Below are 15,950 nucleotides of genomic sequence, written 5' to 3' on the forward strand. Positions count from 1 at the left end.
AGGATTTTACGTCTATGACAAACGATACCAAGCACTGGTCCAGGGTAGAGCTCCTGCACGAGACGGTCAGGAACCCGAACATCCATGTTCGCGGCACGCACAGCTACTACAGCGATGCGTGGTCGGGGTCGTTCGAGGACAGCGTGGTGCGCTACCTCTATGGCGACGAGTACAGCCTCAAGGCATGGCAGCCCGCCTGGCCGATCGATCAGCTCCATATCGGCGACTATGTCTGCATCGGCGCCGAGGCGGTGATCCTGCTCGGCGGCAACCACACGCATCGCACCGACTGGTTCAGTCTCTATCCGTTCCCGGAGGTCATTCTGGATGCCTATGCCGGCAAGGGCGACACGATCATCGGCGATGGCGCCTGGATCGGCATGCGCGCCATGATCATGCCCGGCGTGACCATCGGCGAAGGCGCCATCATTGCCTCTGGCGCCATCGTCACCAAGAACGTGGCACCCTACACCGTCGTTGCCGGAAATCCGGCCGTGCCGATCAAGACGCGTTTTCCGCAAGCCGTTGTCGATAAATTGCTGGCGCTCAAGGTCTACGAATGGCCCGCGGAGAAGTTCGAGGCGCTGAAACCGCTGCTGTGCGCGAACGAGATCGACGCGCTGGCCTCGGCATCGGAAAAATTCGACGCTGGAAAAAGCTGACGCTCAGAGCCGGATCACATATTCCTTGCGAGTCGTTTCAAGCACTTCCCAGCTCCCCTTGAAGCCGGGCCTGAGGACGAAGCTGTCGCCCGAACGCACCGTGCGGGCCTCGCCGCCCTCCTCCGCGATGACAGAGACACCCGACAGGATGTGGCAGAACTCCCATTCGTCATATTCGATGCGCCATTTACCCGGCGTCGATTGCCAGATGCCGGCATAAAGGCCGCCATCGGCCTCCTCGGCGTTCCAGGTGGTGAATTTCGGGTCGCCCGAAATCAGGCGGTCGCTGGCCGGCGCACCTGCTTCCGGCTCGATGCCATTGACGTCGATGGTAAGAAATCTCGGCAAGATCGAACTCCCAAACAGCAAAAGGCCCCGGCAGTGCGATCTGCCGGGGCCAACTCTTGCACGGCCGATCAGGCCTTGGCCAGCGCCTGCTCGAGGTCGGCGATGATGTCGCTGACATCCTCGATGCCAACCGAAAGGCGGACGACGTCAGGCCCGGCGCCCGCCGCGATCTTCTGCTCGTCGGAGAGCTGGCGGTGGGTGGTCGAAGCCGGGTGGATGACCAGAGACTTGGTGTCGCCGATGTTGGCGAGGTGCGAGAACAGCTCCAGGCCCTCGACGAACTTGACGCCTGACTCGTAGCCGCCCTTGAGGCCGAAGGTGAAGACGGCACCCGCCCCATTGGGCGAGTACTTCTTCATTAGCGCATGGTTCTTGTCGCTCTTGAGGCCGGGATAGGCCACCCATTCGACCTTGGGGTGGTCGGAAAGCCAGCCGGCAACCGTCAGCGCATTGTCGCAGTGGCGCTGCATGCGCAGCGGCAAGGTTTCGAGGCCGGTCAGGATCAGGAACGAGTTGAACGGCGAAATCGCCGGCCCGAGATCGCGCAGGCCGAGCACGCGCGCGGCAATGGCGAAGGCGAAATTGCCGAAGGTCTCGTGCAGCACGACGCCGCCATATTCAGGCCGCGGCTCCGACAGCATCGGGTACTTGCCCGACTTCGACCAGTCGAAGGTGCCGCCATCGACGATGACGCCGCCGATCGAATTGCCGTGGCCGCCGATGAACTTGGTCAGCGAATGGACGACGATGTCGGCGCCGTGCTCGATCGGGCGAATGAGGTACGGGCTCGCCAGCGTGTTGTCGACGATCAGCGGCAGGCCATGCTTGCGCGCGATGTCGGCGATCTTCTCGATGTCAACGAAGGTACCGCCCGGATTGGCCAGGCTCTCGATGAAGATCGCCTTGGTCTTGGAGTCGATCTGCTTGTCGAAGCTCGCAATGTCGTTGGTGTCGGCCCAGCGCGCTTCCCAGCCGAAATTCTTGAAGGCATGGCCGAACTGGTTGATCGAGCCGCCATAGAGGCGGGTCGCGGCGACGAAATTATCGCCCGGGCGCATCAGATTGTGGAACACCAGCAGTTGTGCGGCATGGCCGGAGGCGGTGGCCAGCGCTGCGGTTCCGCCTTCAAGCGCTGCGATGCGCTCCTCGAGCACGGCCTGGGTCGGGTTCATGATGCGGGTGTAGATGTTGCCGAAAGCCTTGAGCCCGAACAGCGACGCGGCATGGTCGGCATCGTCAAACACGTATGACGTCGTCTGGTAGATCGGCGTGGCGCGAGCGCCAGTTGCCGGATCTGGCTTTGCGCCGGCGTGGACAGCAAGCGTGTTGAAACCAGGGGCGCGCTGGGACATCTTTTTCCTCCAAAGAATAGGTTCGTCAAATCAGCTGGCATCTTTGGCCAAGGCCGTGGCGGAAAGCAAAGACGAAAATTCCACTTCCGCCGTAGCTGACAGACATAATTTGCGCTGCTGGTCAGGAGGTGACGCGAAAACCGGATTATTTTGCGCGGATGCCGAAGCTCTGGAAGCCCTCGCGCATCACCGGGCGCTTCGAGGAGAGCACGCCGGAATTGACGCCGTTCCAGCCGATTTCACCCGCAAGCCGCGCATATTCGATCTTGGGGCAACGGTTCATGACGATCTTGATGCCGGCAGCCTCGGCGCGCGCGGCGGCTTCGTCATGGCGAACGGTCAGCTGCATCCAGGTGACCTTGGGCAGAGGATCGAGCCGGAGCACCTCGTCGACGATGCCAGGCACGGCAGCCGACGCGCGGAAAACGTCGACCATGTCGATTGGCGCTGGGATGTCGGCGAGGCTGGCATAGGTCATGCGGCCGAGGATATCCTTGCCAGCATGTCCCGGATTGACGGGAAAGACCTCGTAGCCTTTGTCGATCAGGTATTTTGTGACGAAATAGCTCGGCCTGACGTCATTGGCGGAAGCGCCGACGACGGCGATCGTCTTCACCGAATTCAGGATGCCCGCGATGTAGGTATTGTCGTAGCTGTCGTGGTTCATGGCCGCCTCGTTCGACGGCTCCTCGATACCGGCTTTCGGCAGGCCGTGCAAACGTATCGCCCCTTACGGCAGCGAGATGCTGCCATCCTCGGCGATGGGGAAATCGGGATTGTGGGCAACCTCCCACAGGTGGCCTTCAGTGTCGGCGAAATAGCCGTACCAGCCGCCCCAGAAAGCGCGTTGCGCCGGCTTGACGATGCGGCCACCGGCTTTCTCGGCTGTCGCCAGGATCTCGTCAACCTCCGCTTCGGAGCGAGTGTTGTAGGCAATCGACACGCCCGAGAAACCGCCCTTACCGTTGGGAACCCCGGCGTCCGATGCCAGTTGCTCGCGCCCCCAAAGACCGAGCACGATCCCTCCCATCTGGAAGAAGGCGACGCCCTCGGTGATCGACTGGTTTCGCGTGAGCCCCATCGCTTCGTAGAAGCGCACGGCACGGCCGAGGTCGTCCACTCCAAGGGTTACAAGCGAAAGGCGTTGTTCCAAACCTATTCTCCCGTCCACTCGGCCTGGCGCTTTTCGATAAAGGCGCCAATACCCTCCTCGGCATCCTTTGCCAGCATGTTGTCGACCATCACCCTCGCTGCATGATCATAGGCCTCGGCGAGGCTCATCTCGGCCTGGGCGTAGAATGCCTCCTTGCCGGTCTTCAGCGTTAGAGGTGATTTTGAAACAATGGCTTGCGTGTATTTTCCGACAATGTGATTCAGGTACTCGCGCGGCACGACGCGGTTGATCAAGCCGAAGTCGCGCGCCGTCGTGGCATCGATGGTCTCGCCGGTCAGAAGCATCTCCATCGCCTGCTTGCGCGAGACATTGCGCGACAGGGCAACCATCGGCGTCGAGCAGAACAGGCCGATGTTGACGCCGGGCGTGCAGAAGGTGGACTGGTCGGAGGCAATGGCCAGGTCGCAACTGGCGACGAGCTGCAGGCCAGCCGCGGTGGCGAGGCCATCGACCTCGGCGATGACAGGCTTGGGGTGGCGCACGATGCTCTGCATCAGCGCCGAACAGCGCGACATTGTAAGTTCGAAAAAGGCGCGGCCGCGATCGGCATCGCTCCGGCGCGCCGTCAGTTCCTTGAGGTCGTGGCCAGCGCAGAACACGTTGCCTTGGGCGGCAATGACGATGGCGCGGACTGCCTTGTCATCCTGGGCGCCGTCCAACTGGGCCTGGAGGGCTGCCATCGTCGCGATCGAGAGCGCATTTGCCGGCGGATTGGAGAGCACGAGGCGCAGCACGCCCTTGTCCAGGCTGGCCCAAACCGGACCTTCCGGTGTGCTACGCTTGATGGCGACGATTTCTGCCATGTTATCCCCAAAGTGAATTCAGCGCGGCGAAGACGAATCGCCAAAGTCGAGCCTCAGCCATATACGTTTGCACACAAACTTGGTTCCCAACTATGTGATTGCAGCACCACCAAAGGTTCACGCGTTCCGCCGAAAAATGGGGCCTAGGCGCGTTACCGGAAAGTCGATGGAAAGAGCTAATGCCCGAGCAGCATGGATTGAGGCCGACGATGACGGCAGCCGAGGTCAACGACCTGCTGACGCAAGTCTACCCCCAGCTCAACGAGCATTATGATTTCTACCGGGTGACCGAAGTTTTCTCCGGCGGCTGCACCGTGCGCCTCAATGCCGACGAACGCCATCTTCGGCCCGGCGGCACTGTCTCGGGGCCCTCACTGTTCACGCTCGCCGACATTGGCGGATATGTCTGCGTGCTGAGCCACGCCGGCCCCGACGCGCTGTCGGTGACGACCAACCTCAACATCAACTTCATGCGCAAGGCCGAAGCCGGCCCGATCGACGGCCACTGCCGCATCCTCAAACTCGGCAAGAGCCTGATGGTGTTCGACATCGACATCGTCGCTGGCCCCGAGCAGCAGACAGTGGCGCACGCGACCGGCACCTATTCGATCCCGCCGAAGCGCTAAGCGCACCGGCGGGACGCTTGCTTACTGGTCTCGTTCAGGCCTTGAGGCGCGCGGCGATGTGGCCGATCGACTGTTCCAGCGAGCGCGGCGCATGGCCCGACAGCACTTCGACGGCGTCGGTGACGCCTGAGGTCCAACCCTCGGCGACGGGATAGAAGATCGCCGCCAGGAGCTCGGCGTAGCCAGGCGTCAGCCCGGCCGCGACCACTTCCGCAACAAACGTGCGATCGTCGATGGGCGTATAGCCGACAGGCCGCCCCAGGGTCGCAGACAACAGCTTCGCCGCTTCGGCATAGCCATAAGCCACCGGGCCGGTCAGCGCGAAGGCCTTGCCGTCGTGCTGGTGGCTGGTCAGCGCACCGGCAGCAGCAGCGGCGACATCGCGGGCATCGACGAAGCTCGACCTACCCTCGCCTGCCGGCACGCGGATTTCGCCACGCCTGACATCGTTCGCCCAGTAGGTGGCAAAGTTGTCGCTGAACCAGTTGGGACGTAGGATGACATGCGGCGCTGCCGAGCCCTGCAGCTTAAGCTCGAGCTGTCGGAGCGGGATGGCATCGTTGGCGTCAACGCCAAGCGCCGTCTGCAGCACGATCTTGATGTCGCGCGCTGCCGCCGCCTCGACCACGGGCCCGAGCAGGCCGACGGGATCGAGGTAGCCGGTCGGCGACAAGGCGAAGATGCGGTCCACGCCGTCCAGCGCGGCAGTCAAGTTCCGCGGATCGGCAAGGTCGAGTCGTACGGCTTCGGCACCGGTTGCGGGCGACGCAGTACCACGCGTGGCGGCCTTGACCATCTCTCCCCGGCGCAACAGTTCGGTGACCAGCGGTGCGCCAACATTGCCGGTGGCGGCCAAAACAAGGATTTTTCCTTCAGGCATATCAAGCTCCATGCGCTTTCTTTTGGAAAGTGAGTTCCCAATGGCTGCTTGATAGCGAAACGCTACATGGGTAAAAAGAAGGCACCTCCCGGTTATGAGGTGGCCTTCAATGCCACCAGCTTACCTCCAGGAAATCACCCTTCAGGGATGCCGCGATGCCCGTCTATGACGTCTACGCCAAGAATTGCCCGACCAGGATGCTGCTCGACCACATCGCCGACAAATGGACGTCGCTGGTGCTGTGGAAGATTTCCGACGGGCCGGTGCGCTTCAACCAGTTGCGCCGCGACGTCGAGGGCATTTCGACCAAGGTGCTGTCGCAGACGCTAAAGCGGCTCGGCCGCGACGGGCTGATAACGCGCGAGGTGTTTGCGACCGTGCCCGTGACGGTGGAATATTCGATCACGCCGCTCGGCCAGACGCTTTCCAACAAGGTCTCGATCATTGCCGAATGGGCTGAAACCAACGTCGAGGCCGTGCTGGCTGCGCAGGAGCGCTTCGACGCTGAAGCCGGCGCCGAGTCAGATGCAACCATGGCTGGAGGTGCAAAACGCGGCCTCATCCCGGCCGCAGGCGTGCGGTAAAATAATACCACACATACATGCCATTGTTTTCACTTATCTTTTCGCCACAGCTGCCAGCCCCACACGCTTGACGCGTCATCGGCCCTCGCCTATAAGCCCATCCAAAGCAGCGGCCCGCAATGGCCGCCGTTTTGTTATTGGCGGCGAGCTCCGGTTTTTCGCCAATGAAAGCAACAAGAAACGCCTTCATTTGAAGGTCCGAACCGAAAGCATATGACCATGACAACCTTTTCGCAGAAGCCTGCGGACGTGGTGAAGAAGTGGGTGCTGATCGACGCCGAAGGTCTCGTCGTCGGCCGTCTCGCCTCCATCGTCGCCAACATCCTCCGCGGCAAGAACAAGCCGACCTTCACGCCTCACGTCGACGACGGTGACAATGTCATCATCATCAACGCCGACAAGGTCGCCTTCACCGGCAAGAAGTTCACCGACAAGGTGTACTACTGGCACACCGGCCACCCAGGCGGCATCAAGGAGCGCACCGCGCGCCAGCTGCTCGAGGGCCGTTTCCCCGAGCGCGTCCTGGAGAAGGCCGTTGAGCGCATGATCCCGCGTGGTCCGCTCGGCCGTCGCCAGATGAAGAATCTCCGCGTCTATGCAGGCGCCGAACATCCGCATGTCGCGCAGCAGCCAGTGACGCTCGACGTCGGCGCGCTGAACGTCAAGAACAAGAAGGCCTCGTAATCATGGCTGATCTCAGCTCGCTCGCAGAACTCGGCACCGTCGCTGCAGCCGCACAGCCGGCAGCTCCGGTCCACGTCCAGAAGCTCGACAAGAGCGGCCGCGCCTATGCCACCGGCAAGCGCAAGAACGCCATTGCTCGCGTCTGGATCAAGCCGGGCACCGGCAAGATCATCGTCAACGGCAAGGAATTCGCGACTTACTTCGCGCGCCCCGTGCTGCAGATGATCCTGAACCAGCCAATCGTCGCGGCTGCTCGCGTCGGCCAGTACGATGTCATCGCCACCGTCGTTGGCGGCGGTCTCTCGGGCCAGGCCGGTGCTGTTCGTCATGGCGTCTCCAAGGCGCTGACCTACTACGAGCCGACGCTGCGCGGCGTGCTCAAGAAGGGCGGCTTCCTGACCCGCGACAGCCGTGTCGTCGAGCGTAAGAAGTACGGTAAGGCCAAGGCCCGCCGTTCGTTCCAGTTCTCGAAGCGCTAAGCGTTTCGCAGTCCGGATTTTGGAAAAGGCCGCCTTCGGGCGGCCTTTTTGTTTCCTACATGGCCTTACCCCGTGCCTAGCTTATGCTTGCGAGCGCTGTTCCAGACCGCCCCGTGGAGATCACCATGGTCCGCATGCTCGCACCGGCAGTCGCCTTGGCCTTTTTCTCTGGCCCGGCCGAGGCCGCTTCGAACAAGTTTCTCAAGTGGGCAGCTTCGTTCGACAGCTGCTGGATGCGCGCCTATGACAAGGCACAGGAACCTGGCGCGCCGACACAAGGAAAGTTCCTAAGAAATCTAATCATCAGTGAAAGAAGTCACCAAGTGCCGAAGTAGGTTCCATCAACCGATACCAAGGCGCCTCTACGGTCAAATGGCGCTGAAAATGCAAGCCCACGACCAATGCAACGGCTCATACTATCGAATTCTTTGTATCGTACGGTGAATTGCAGCGATCGTCTCAGCTCTAAAACTACTATTCTTTTCCACCAATCTTGCAATTTTTTGATCTGCAGAAAGACAAAGTACGAGCCTAATCAATCCGTATTTTGTATACTTCATTCTTATGTTATTCTTTTTTATTTCTTCAGAAAAAACACCAAGCTTTCGGTCAATATCTACGGCTGAATCACTTATAAGCCTATCTAGATTCTGAATACTTTTAACTTCCAACGCCTTGAAAAGCTTTATAGCATAACCTATTGAACGTTCACCGTCATCAGAGTTAACCTTCATCCTTGATGCAATATCCGCCTTTTCCGCTGCAACCCATATCTTCGCAACAGAAGGGCTATTTTGAATAAAAACTTCCAATGAATCACGGTTAATCTCGGTCACAAGCTCTTTTCGAGATATTTCCTCTGCGTATTGCGCGCGAAGAAGAGATACTCGACTGTCGATCTCGGACAAATTCTCATCTGCGTCTTCCAATTTTGCACTTACCAAAAACAGCTTTCGCTTTACAGCCTCAGGGACCTCATTTTTACTATTATACCTCAATCGACGATCAAGAACCGCCCACGCATGCTGCAGAACTGTTCTAACCTGTATTTCAGCCACCATCCCTGAAAACGGGCGGTTTTCTGGAAGCCCGCTCCGCAACTTACTATGCTTAACTACATAATGGACAGACAGATACCCAAATCTATCCGCATCCATAACCCTCTTCTTGTCTGTAGAATTCTCCTTGTCTACGTCAAAATTCTCCTCTATTATCCGACAAATTCTATCGACATCCTTCTGGTAGTATGATATTATTCTTATTCCAGAAATGTCTGTGATATCGCCAATTGATTTATATTTACCTTTCTTTTCTGGCCTTCCTATCTTATCCTTAAAACTCTCGGCGGTCTTGGTTCTGCTCTCGATCTGCAAAAACTCTATTCCCTCTGCCAAGCAGAGGGTCTGCAGTAATCCTGCAACGTTTCCTGAAAAGGATTCAAAAACAGAGCGAGCTTCTCCAAACTGCTCTTCCAAACTCAACTGGTTTTCCGTCACTACGCGCCCCATTAGATAGCATCGGCGCAAAATACATTGCTCGATCGAAATTGAAATGGAATTCTTGCGTCAATCTCAGGTCGAGGCACTATAATACTGCGCGAATTGACCAATCGATCGCCGAGCGTCACTTCACGAGCTGCTGCAAATTATCCGACTTCGACGACATCATACTACAATCGCTAACCACCAGCCTGCAGGTGGAATCACGCTACCGCCTCACGTAGTCAGTTGCCCGGCGCCTTAGAGGTGCCCGCAGCGACAGAGGCCACTGACTTGTCGAGCTCGGCATAAGGCACGCGATAGCCGTTGGCGGCCAGCCAGTTGATCGCAGCCCTTGGTTCGTCGGTCTGAATCATCGTCGCGCCGCGTTCGGCCCAAAAGCCGAACACCTCGTTGGGAAAGCCTGCCGCAACCGCCAGCTCATCGCCGCGGCCGCCGGAGAGATAGCCGCCCGGCTTGTTGACGATGGCGTGGGTGTCGACCCAGATGTGCCAGTTGCCGCGAACGGCCGTTGCCTTGACCTTGGACGAAAACAGCGGCCCGCCAGTGTCTGTCATCTTTTCGGCATCGCCACGCCAGGCGATCATCTCCACGGCATTGGCGGCAAAGGCCTTGCCTGACGCCTCGACGAAGGCAGGGTCCCGCACGGCGTCGTCGGCCATGATCGGCATGAACTGGAAGCCCTGCCCAACCCGCGCCATCGTCGCCTTCACGGTGGCGACGCGATCTGCATTCCACAGGTTCGCCTTGACCACCACCTGCTCCTCCATCTCCATGGCGCGTGCCAGCGCAACCATGTCGACGAGGTCGGCGGTGTCGAGCTTGTTATCGAGATTGACCAGGATCTTGCCCTTGGCGACCGCGAGATATTCCCGCAGCGTCGGCACAGACTCAGCCGTGACATTGCCGGTGCCTTCGACGACGAGATGGCATTTTCTGAGTTCGTCCATGGCACGGGTGACGACCTCGCCCTTGCAGTCGGTGGTGCGGTCGAGCCAACTGTCATGCATGACGATCAGTTCGCCGTCGGCGGAGCGGCGGATGTCGATCTCGGCCATCTCGGCACCGAGCGAGATCGCATCGCGCAGGGCGGCGATGGAGTTTTCGGCAAAGCGCCGCTTGCCGTCCTGCAGGCCGCCTGCCCTGTGCGCCACGACCATCACATGGTCGCGCCACTGATTGGCGTTTTCGAAGCGCGCGAGGATTTCTTCGGAACGAGAACCGGCATGGCCTGATGTCGCCAGGCCGAGGGTCAGCAAGACCGAGACTGCACCTGCCAGAACTGCCCGCATGGGAATCGCTCCATGGCTTGATATGCCTGGAACGACCTAGAAGGCGGCGATGACATGGGCGTGAAAGGTCGATGACAGGGCGATGAATGCAGCTGTCACACGCAATTCGCCATGGGGCTGGCATGTTGGTTCAGGCTTCTGTAGTTCTTGCGCCTCGAAATTCCGAAAGACTGAATAAGGAGACTGCCCATGCCCTCTTCGTCGATCGATCACGCCTTTACCGCACGCACCCCCAAGGGGCGCTCGGGTGATCCGACCTATGCAGGGGCATTGTCCTTCATGCGCCGCAAATATTCGAAGAACGTCGCCGGTGCCGACGCGGTCGTCTGGGGCATCCCCTTCGACGCCGCTGTCACCAACCGGCCAGGCGCGCGCTTCGGCCCGCAGGCCATCCGCCGCGCCTCAGCGATCTTCGACTGTGATCCGCAATACCCGTTCAACCGCGACCTGTTCGACGACCTCTCGGTCATCGACTATGGCGACTGTCTGCTCGACAGCGGCAACCACCAGAAGACACCGGCGACGATCGAACGCGAGGCGGCGAAGATTCTGAAATCGGGCGCCTTCTTGCTGACGCTTGGCGGCGACCATTTCGTCACCTGGCCGGTGCTCAAAGCGCATGCGGCGATCCACGGGCCGATGGCGCTGGTGCAGTTCGACGCCCACCAGGACACCTGGCCCGACGACGGCAAGCGCATCGACCACGGCTCGTTCGTGGCGCGAGCTGTCAAGGACGGCATCATCGATCCCGACCGCTCGATCCAGATCGGCATCCGCACGCATGCGCCCGACGATTGCGGCATCAAGATACTCTACGGCCACGAGGTCGAGGAGATGCGCGCCGCCGACATCGCCTATGCGATCGCCGAACGCACCGGCGGCAAGAAGACCTACGTCACCTTCGACATCGACTGCCTCGACCCGGCCTATGCGCCTGGAACAGGCACGCCGGTGGCAGGAGGCCCGTCCTCGGCCAAGATCCTGTCGGTGCTGCGCCAGATGACCCAGATCGACATCGTCGGCGCCGACGTCGTCGAGGTTGCACCGGCCTATGACCATGCCGATATTACGGCAATCGCTGGCTCGACGGTCGCCATGTATTATCTCGGCCTGCTGGCCGAGAAGAAGGCGCGCGACAAGGCCTGAGGCACTGAATCAAGGGCTTGCGGACCTGAGTCCGAATTTGGCCATAACTGACTGAAATAACGAATTTTTCGACGGACGGCAGAACAATGAAACCGAAAATCTTCATCGACGGCGAACACGGCACCACGGGCCTCCAGATCCGCACGCGACTCGCTGCCCGCGCCGACCTCGCCGTGCTGTCGATCCCGGAAGCCGAACGCCGCAACGTCGACCTCAGGGCCGAGCGCCTGCATGAGGCGGATGTCGCCATCCTCTGCCTGCCCGACGATGCCTCCAGGGAAGCAGTGCACATCCTCGAGGGCAACAACTCGACCCGCATCATCGACACGTCGACGGCGCATCGCGTCCACCCTGACTGGGCCTACGGCTTTGCCGAGATGGACGCAGCCCAGCGCAAGCGCATCGCCGATGCGCGGCTGGTCGCCAACCCCGGCTGCTATCCGACCGGTGCGATCTCGTTGATCCGCCCGCTTGTTGCGGCCGGCACCCTGCCCGCCGACTATCCGGTCAGCGTCAACGCCGTTTCTGGCTACACGGGTGGCGGCAAGCAGATGATCGGCCAGATGGAAGACGCCTCGCGTCCCGACCACATCGCGTCGCCGCACTTCCTTTATGGCCTGCCGCTGATGCACAAGCACGTCGCCGAGATGAAGCAGCATGGCCTGCTCGAGCGGCGCCCGATCTTCGCGCCTTCGGTCGGCCGTTTTGCCCAGGGCATGATCGTCCAGGTTCCGCTGCATCTCGCCGACCTCAATGGCTCGGCGTCGATCGGCAGCATCCACGCCACGCTTGCCGCGCATTATGCAGGACAGGACATCGTCGAAGTCGTGCCGCTGGCGGTCAGTGCCAAGCTCGACCGGCTTGACCCGACCGAGCTCGCCGACACGGACGGCATGAAGCTCTATGTCTTCGGCACCGAAGGCCAGGGTCAGGTCAACCTCGTGGCGCTGCTCGACAATCTCGGCAAGGGTGCCTCGGGTGCTGCCGTCCAGAACATGGACCTGATGCTCGGGCTCAAGCACTAGGATGGATCAGGCTGTCTTTTCAGATCGCTGGGAAGTCAGCGATCCCCAGCTCATTGCCGAAACGTTTTCCAGCCGCATCTGGAAGGTGCGGTTGGCCGACGGCAAGCCGGCGGTGGTCAAGGCGCTGAAGCCGTTCGACGACGTCGCTGACGAGCTGCGCGGCGCGCATTATCTCAGCTGGCGCGACGGCATTGGAGCCGTGCGCCTGCTCGGCTTCGAGGGGCACAACATGCTGCTCGAATATGCCGGCGACCGGCTGCTTGTCGATGAACTGAACGAACATGGCGACCGCCACGCCACCGACATCGCCAACGAGGTGATGGCGCGGCTGTTCTCGCCGTCCGACATCCCGCCTCCCGCCGATCTGCAGCCGCTGCGGGAGCGCTTCTCCAGCCTGTTCAAGAAGGCCGAGCTGGATCGCGATGCCGGGCTGGAAAGCCCCTACCGGGACGCCGCGGTCATCGCAGATCGGTTGCTGTCCAATCCGCACGAGCTGCGCGTGTTGCACGGTGACCTGCACCACGACAACATCCTGCGCGGCGAACGCGGCTGGCTCGTCATCGATCCCAAGGGCATCCTTGGCGATCCCGGTTTCGACGCGGCGAACTTCTTTTACAACCCGCTCGACCGGCACGACGACCTCTGTATCGATCCGCAGCGCATCGCTTACATGGCCGAGGTTTTCGCCAAAACGCTGGGCCAACGCCCTGATGCCATCCTGGATCACGCCATCGCCTGGGGCTGCCTATCGTCGTCCTGGCATGCCGAGGACGAGAACGACGAGGACGAGGCGAGCGAGCTGTCCGTCGTCGCGGCTGTCAGGGCGGTGCGCGCTAGCTTCTGATGGCGACGTCGTTTTCGAGGGGATAGGCCCCCTTGGTCGCGCGCCAATGGGCCGTGGCGAAGATCAGCACGATCAGCGCAAAGCCCTGATGCAGCAGCGCCCAGTGCATATGCGCCTGCATAAGCAAGGTACCGACGCCGATCGCCGCCTGCCCAACGATCAGCAGGGCCAGCACCCAGGCGCGGCGCGAATGGGTCGTGCGCGGCACCTGCGTCATGGTCAAAAAGGCGTGCCAGAGCGCCACGACCAGCACCGTGTAGGCAAACATGCGGTGGACGAACTGCACAGTCTTGGGGCTTTCGAAGAAATTGCGCCAGACCGGTTCGATGACCAGCAGGTCGCCCGGGATGATGGCGCCGTCCATCAGCGGCCAAGTGTTGTAGCTGAGGCCGGCATGCAGGCCCGCAACCAGCGCGCCGAGATAGATCTGGAACATCACCAGCAGCACCATGATGCCCGCGAAGCGCTGGATGCGGCGGTCCGCCGGCGCCTCGGAATAGGTCGCAAGGCCGCGCGCGAGGTAGGTGACAGCGGTGACGATGATGCAGGCAAAGGTGAGATGGATCGCCAGCCGGTACTGGCTGACCGACACACGCTCCGACAGCCCTGAGGCGACCATCCACCAGCCGATAAAGCCCTGGAAGCCGCCCAGCGCCAGCAGGCCGACGAGGCGCGGCTTCAGGCGCCGCTCGAGGCGACCCGAGATCCAGAAGAAGGCGAGCGGGATGGCGACGAGGAAGCCGACGCCGCGGGCAAGCAGGCGGTGAGCCCATTCCCACCAGAAAATGCCCTTGAACTCGTCAACGGTCATGCCCTTGTTGATCTGTTCGTATTGCGGAATCTGCTGGTACTTTTCGAACTCTTCCTGCCATTCGGCCTGGTTGAGCGGCGGAATGACGCCGTGGATCGGCTTCCATTCGGTGATGGAGAGCCCGGAGCCGGTCATGCGCGTGGCGCCTCCGACCATGACCAGCGCGAACAGGACCAGCAGCACTAGATAAAGCCAGCCGCGAACGAGCGTGCGGTTGCGCAGCTCCCTGTTGCGCTCGGCAAGCGGTGCGGCGGTGTTGGTCATGGCTGACATGGCATTCGTTCCCGGCTCATTCGAAACCGCGGGACTGGTGGACCATGATGGCCCCGCTGGCAAGTTCGGCCCACGCGACACGCAGTCGCGCCGACCACCCTACCCGGTTGCACCGGCTGGCCAGAGCGACTATGCGAAGCCTGGACAAAGGATGAAGAAATGCCCGTGCGCGTCAAGAAGCTGATCGGAACCGTGCTGCTGGTGCTGCTGGTCATCGTCTACGCGCTGATTGCAACCATGGTGGCGGTTGCCCAGCTGTCGCAATCAGGCCCGGTCACCCACCTGCTGTTCTTCTTCCTCAGCGGCCTTCTCTGGATCCTGCCGGCGATGTGGATCATCAAATGGATGGTCAAGCCATCCAAGACCGCCAGCCGCTAAAGCCTACACAGTCACGAGCCTGCGACCGCCATTGGTGATCAAGGTCGTCGCGCCAGACAGCATGGCGCGCATCGATGCGAGGTCCTGATAGCGGCCGTTGACCGAAAGCCGCGGCAGCGCGTGCAAGTGCGCGGAATGGCCTGGCACCAGGACACCGTGCCGTGTCGTGACAGCCGACACGAAGCCCGCCTCGCGCGCCAGATGGGTCTCGCGCATTCCTGCCGCTGCGGCATAGCCGTAAGGATAGGCGAAGTGCAGCGGTGCGGCGCCCAACTCGGCCTCGATCAGGCTGCGTGAGCGGTGCATCTCGCGCAGCGCCTTGCCGGCTTCGAGTCGCTTGAGATTGCAGTGATGCACGGTATGGGCCCCGATCGTGACCAGCGGATGGCTCGCGGCCCGCCTGATCTCGGTCCAGTCCATCAACAGTTTCCGGTTCGGAGCCGAGGCGTCGACGCTGGCCTGTTCGGCAAGGCTGCGCAGCACCTGCCGCTGCTCTTCTTCCGACACTTCGGAAGTCAGCCACTCCGACAGTTCAAGGAATGCGCTGTTGCGGTCCGCGGGCGTGACGCAATCGAGCGTGCGCTGCTTGCCCGTGATCGTAACCGTCAGCGGTTTGCCAGCCTCGACGATCGCATCGAGAACCTCCCACCACAGGTCGGCGGCGCCCGAGGTGAGCCCCGGCGCAACATAGATGGTCATGGGTGCGCCATGGCTTTCGAGAACCGGCAGCGCCTCGATCAGATTGTCGCGGTAGGCATCGTCGGCGGTGAGCGCGGCGAACGGCCCTGCACTGCGGCCTGAACGCAGGCGAGCGACGACTTCATCCATCGAGACGAAGGCGTAGCCGAGCCGCTTCATCTCGCTGATGAGCACATCGAGGAACCCTGGCGTAATCGTCAGGTGACGATTTGGGCCGTCGGGCCGGTCAAGACAGGCAGTCACCCGGTGCAGCATCAGGATAACGCCGACGCCACCCACCAACGGCTTGGCCAGCGCGCCAAGCCCACCATATCCGATCAGCAGGAAAGCCAGCTTTCTGGCTATGTCGATCATTCCTTCACCTTTGGCGCCTAGGCTTGGTGGCGTCGAG

At 61.1% G+C, this 15,950-nt stretch carries 20 protein-coding genes; 10 read left to right on the forward strand and 10 right to left on the reverse strand.

What is annotated here, in order from left to right; all coding sequences use genetic code 11:
* Positions 1–14 precede the first annotated feature (14 nt).
* A complete protein-coding gene (locus ACSQ3E_RS14620; RefSeq protein WP_436123239.1) occupies positions 15–662 on the forward strand; it encodes a CatB-related O-acetyltransferase in 648 nt (215 codons plus the stop codon).
* Positions 663–665: 3 nt separating this feature from the next.
* Here ACSQ3E_RS14620 and ACSQ3E_RS14625 read toward each other — a convergent pair whose 3' ends face one another.
* From ACSQ3E_RS14625 to ACSQ3E_RS14645, 5 genes are all read right to left on the reverse strand, one after another.
* Positions 666–1,010, reverse strand: coding sequence for a cupin domain-containing protein (locus tag ACSQ3E_RS14625; RefSeq protein ID WP_436123240.1), 345 nt, complete (start codon positions 1,008–1,010; stop codon positions 666–668).
* A 68-nt stretch (positions 1,011–1,078) separates the two neighbouring features.
* Entirely contained in the window at positions 1,079–2,362 is a 1,284-nt protein-coding gene (locus ACSQ3E_RS14630; RefSeq protein ID WP_310326813.1) for an O-acetylhomoserine aminocarboxypropyltransferase, read from the reverse strand.
* A 145-nt stretch (positions 2,363–2,507) separates the two neighbouring features.
* On the reverse strand, positions 2,508–3,029 hold the full coding sequence (locus tag ACSQ3E_RS14635; RefSeq protein WP_436123241.1) for a CoA-binding protein: 522 nt from the start codon (positions 3,027–3,029) through the stop codon (positions 2,508–2,510).
* Positions 3,030–3,092: 63 nt separating this feature from the next.
* A complete protein-coding gene (locus tag ACSQ3E_RS14640; protein WP_310326809.1) occupies positions 3,093–3,515 on the reverse strand; it encodes a VOC family protein in 423 nt (140 codons plus the stop codon).
* 2 nt (positions 3,516–3,517) lie between these two features.
* Entirely contained in the window at positions 3,518–4,339 is an 822-nt protein-coding gene (locus ACSQ3E_RS14645) for an enoyl-CoA hydratase (protein ID WP_436123242.1), read from the reverse strand.
* Between the two features lie 179 nt (positions 4,340–4,518).
* Here ACSQ3E_RS14645 and ACSQ3E_RS14650 point away from each other — a divergent pair, with 179 nt between their 5' ends.
* Positions 4,519–4,965 carry a PaaI family thioesterase gene (locus tag ACSQ3E_RS14650; RefSeq protein WP_436123243.1) on the forward strand — a complete coding sequence of 149 codons (447 nt, stop codon included), beginning with the start codon at positions 4,519–4,521 and terminating at the stop codon, positions 4,963–4,965.
* 34 nt (positions 4,966–4,999) lie between these two features.
* Here the strand turns inward: ACSQ3E_RS14650 and ACSQ3E_RS14655 are convergent, their stop codons facing one another.
* Entirely contained in the window at positions 5,000–5,845 is an 846-nt protein-coding gene (locus ACSQ3E_RS14655; protein WP_436123244.1) for an NmrA family NAD(P)-binding protein, read from the reverse strand.
* A gap of 155 nt (positions 5,846–6,000) precedes the next feature.
* On the opposite strand from ACSQ3E_RS14655, the gene ACSQ3E_RS14660 reads away from it, so the two are divergent.
* The 4 genes from ACSQ3E_RS14660 (at position 6,001) to ACSQ3E_RS14675 (ending at position 7,927) form a co-directional block, all read left to right on the forward strand.
* Positions 6,001–6,429 (forward strand): winged helix-turn-helix transcriptional regulator, encoded by a 429-nt coding sequence (locus ACSQ3E_RS14660; protein ID WP_436123245.1) that lies wholly within the window; start codon positions 6,001–6,003, stop codon positions 6,427–6,429.
* A 219-nt stretch (positions 6,430–6,648) separates the two neighbouring features.
* Complete coding sequence (rplM, locus tag ACSQ3E_RS14665) at positions 6,649–7,113, forward strand: 50S ribosomal protein L13 (RefSeq protein ID WP_184768877.1); 465 nt, start codon at positions 6,649–6,651, stop codon at positions 7,111–7,113.
* A gap of 2 nt (positions 7,114–7,115) precedes the next feature.
* A complete protein-coding gene (rpsI, locus tag ACSQ3E_RS14670) occupies positions 7,116–7,592 on the forward strand; it encodes a 30S ribosomal protein S9 (protein ID WP_067962883.1) in 477 nt (158 codons plus the stop codon).
* Between the two features lie 125 nt (positions 7,593–7,717).
* Complete coding sequence (locus ACSQ3E_RS14675; protein WP_436123246.1) at positions 7,718–7,927, forward strand: hypothetical protein; 210 nt, start codon at positions 7,718–7,720, stop codon at positions 7,925–7,927.
* An 81-nt stretch (positions 7,928–8,008) separates the two neighbouring features.
* Here the strand turns inward: ACSQ3E_RS14675 and ACSQ3E_RS14680 are convergent, their stop codons facing one another.
* Positions 8,009–9,088 carry a GTP pyrophosphokinase gene (locus ACSQ3E_RS14680; protein ID WP_436123247.1) on the reverse strand — a complete coding sequence of 360 codons (1,080 nt, stop codon included), beginning with the start codon at positions 9,086–9,088 and terminating at the stop codon, positions 8,009–8,011.
* A 227-nt stretch (positions 9,089–9,315) separates the two neighbouring features.
* On the reverse strand, positions 9,316–10,383 hold the full coding sequence (locus ACSQ3E_RS14685; protein ID WP_436123248.1) for a glycerophosphodiester phosphodiesterase family protein: 1,068 nt from the start codon (positions 10,381–10,383) through the stop codon (positions 9,316–9,318).
* A gap of 189 nt (positions 10,384–10,572) precedes the next feature.
* On the opposite strand from ACSQ3E_RS14685, the gene speB reads away from it, so the two are divergent.
* From speB to ACSQ3E_RS14700, 3 genes are all read left to right on the forward strand, one after another.
* The gene (speB, locus tag ACSQ3E_RS14690) at positions 10,573–11,529 is read left to right on the forward strand and encodes an agmatinase (protein ID WP_436123249.1); all 957 of its coding nucleotides are present in this window, start codon (positions 10,573–10,575) and stop codon (positions 11,527–11,529) included.
* Between the two features lie 86 nt (positions 11,530–11,615).
* Positions 11,616–12,554, forward strand: a complete 939-nt coding sequence (gene argC / locus ACSQ3E_RS14695) for an N-acetyl-gamma-glutamyl-phosphate reductase (protein WP_436123250.1) — start codon at positions 11,616–11,618, stop codon at positions 12,552–12,554.
* 1 nt (position 12,555) lies between these two features.
* Positions 12,556–13,398 carry an aminoglycoside phosphotransferase family protein gene (locus ACSQ3E_RS14700; RefSeq protein ID WP_436123251.1) on the forward strand — a complete coding sequence of 281 codons (843 nt, stop codon included), beginning with the start codon at positions 12,556–12,558 and terminating at the stop codon, positions 13,396–13,398.
* Here ACSQ3E_RS14700 and ACSQ3E_RS14705 read toward each other — a convergent pair.
* Complete coding sequence (locus ACSQ3E_RS14705; RefSeq protein WP_436123252.1) at positions 13,388–14,482, reverse strand: COX15/CtaA family protein; 1,095 nt, start codon at positions 14,480–14,482, stop codon at positions 13,388–13,390. The genes ACSQ3E_RS14700 and ACSQ3E_RS14705 overlap by 11 nt on opposite strands.
* Positions 14,483–14,641: 159 nt before the next feature.
* Here ACSQ3E_RS14705 and ACSQ3E_RS14710 point away from each other — a divergent pair, with 159 nt between their 5' ends.
* On the forward strand, positions 14,642–14,860 hold the full coding sequence (locus tag ACSQ3E_RS14710; RefSeq protein WP_436123253.1) for a DUF2842 domain-containing protein: 219 nt from the start codon (positions 14,642–14,644) through the stop codon (positions 14,858–14,860).
* A 3-nt stretch (positions 14,861–14,863) separates the two neighbouring features.
* Here the strand turns inward: ACSQ3E_RS14710 and ACSQ3E_RS14715 are convergent, their stop codons facing one another.
* Positions 14,864–15,913 carry a polysaccharide deacetylase family protein gene (locus ACSQ3E_RS14715; RefSeq protein ID WP_436123254.1) on the reverse strand — a complete coding sequence of 350 codons (1,050 nt, stop codon included), beginning with the start codon at positions 15,911–15,913 and terminating at the stop codon, positions 14,864–14,866.
* Positions 15,914–15,950 lie beyond the last annotated feature (37 nt).

It is taken from the genome of Aminobacter sp. LjRoot7, from assembly GCF_964252895.1.
Lineage (GTDB): Bacteria > Pseudomonadota > Alphaproteobacteria > Rhizobiales > Rhizobiaceae > Aminobacter > Aminobacter aminovorans_B.